The organism is Sphingomonas sp. CCH9-F2 (assembly GCF_001556735.1).
Lineage (GTDB): Bacteria > Pseudomonadota > Alphaproteobacteria > Sphingomonadales > Sphingomonadaceae > Sphingomonas > Sphingomonas ginsenosidimutans.
The window spans coordinates 1-1345 of the sequence record NZ_LSJO01000594.1 but is presented as its reverse complement, the minus strand read 5'-3'; the positions used below and the strand labels follow the sequence as shown (position 1 = coordinate 1345).

The 1345-nt window shown below is 68.6% G+C and carries 1 protein-coding gene; it reads left to right on the top strand.

Annotated elements, in window-relative coordinates; all coding sequences use genetic code 11:
- On the top strand, positions 1–1343 hold a 1343-nt coding region (locus tag AX685_RS16615), incomplete at its 5' end, for a S41 family peptidase (RefSeq protein ID WP_231738976.1).
- Positions 1344–1345: the final 2 nt, after the last annotated feature.

The following is a 1345-nucleotide window of genomic DNA, read 5'->3' as shown; positions in this document are numbered from 1 at the left end:
CCCCCTCGCCGTCCCCGTCCCCTTCCAGCAGCGGATCGTGCAGCCTGCGCGCGCGACAGGATTGGGTGCTGGCGCAGATGCGCGAATGGTATCTGTTCCCCGATACGCTGCCGGCGTCGATCGACCCGTCGCGCTACGGCGATGTCGATACGTTCCTGGACGCGCTGACCGCGACGGCGCGGGCGCAGAACAAGGACCGCTATTTCACCTATCTGACGTCGGTGAAGGAAGAGAACGCCTATTACGGCTCCGGCACTACCGCCGGGTTCGGCGTGCGGCTGACGCTGGACCGGTCGAACCGGCTGCTGGTCACCGAATCGTTCGAGGGCGGGCCGGCGCTGGCCGCCAATGTCGATCGCGGCGCGCAGATCGACGCGGTGGGCACCAGCAGCAGCAACCTGCAGACCGTCAGCAGCCTGTTGTCGTCGGGCAATACCGATGCGCTGAACGACGCGCTGGGCCCCGACACGCCGGGCACGACGCGCGTATTCCGCGTCATCGATACGTCGGGCACGCGCGTGGTGACGCTGTCCAAGGCCGATTTCTCGCTCGCACCGGTATCGCCGCGCTACGGCTACAAGGTGATCGACGACGGCGGGCGCAAGGTCGGTTACGTCAACCTGCGCACCTTCATCAGCACCGCCGACGACCAGCTGCGCACCGCCTTCGGCGCGTTCCGCGCGCAGGGGATCACCAACGTCATCGTCGACCTGCGCTACAATGGCGGGGGGCTGCTGGCGACGGCGGAGACGTTCACCGACCTGCTCGGCGGGGCACGCAGCACCAGCGACGTGCAGACCTATATCGCGTTCCGCCCGAGCAAGTCGAGCAACGACGAGACGATCTATTTCGGACGCGAAGCCAATGCGATCACGCCGACCAAGGTGGCGTTCATCGGCACCGAGGGCACCGCATCGGCCAGCGAATATGTCATCAACGCGATGATCCCCTACCTCCACGGCAATGCCGCGCTGATCGGCAGCAACACCTATGGCAAGCCCGTCGGGCAGATCCCGCTCGACAACCCCGCCTGCCCCGACGACCGGCTGCGCGTGATCGCGCTGGCGCTGCAGAATGCCGCGCGGCAGGGCGATTACTACAACGGGCTGGCGGGCAAGGTAGAGGCCAGCTGCCAGGCGAGCGACGACCTGACCCGCCCGCTGGGCGATGCGAACGAGGCGTCGGTGCGCGCGGCGCTGAACTATCTGGGCGGGCGCGGCTGCACCCCGATCGGCGCGAGCGCATCGGCGCAACGCACCGCCGGGCTGACCGCGCAGGCGCGCACGCTGCTGACGCCCGCCCGCCCGCACGCCGCACAGCGCGAGACGCCGGGCCTGTACTGAGG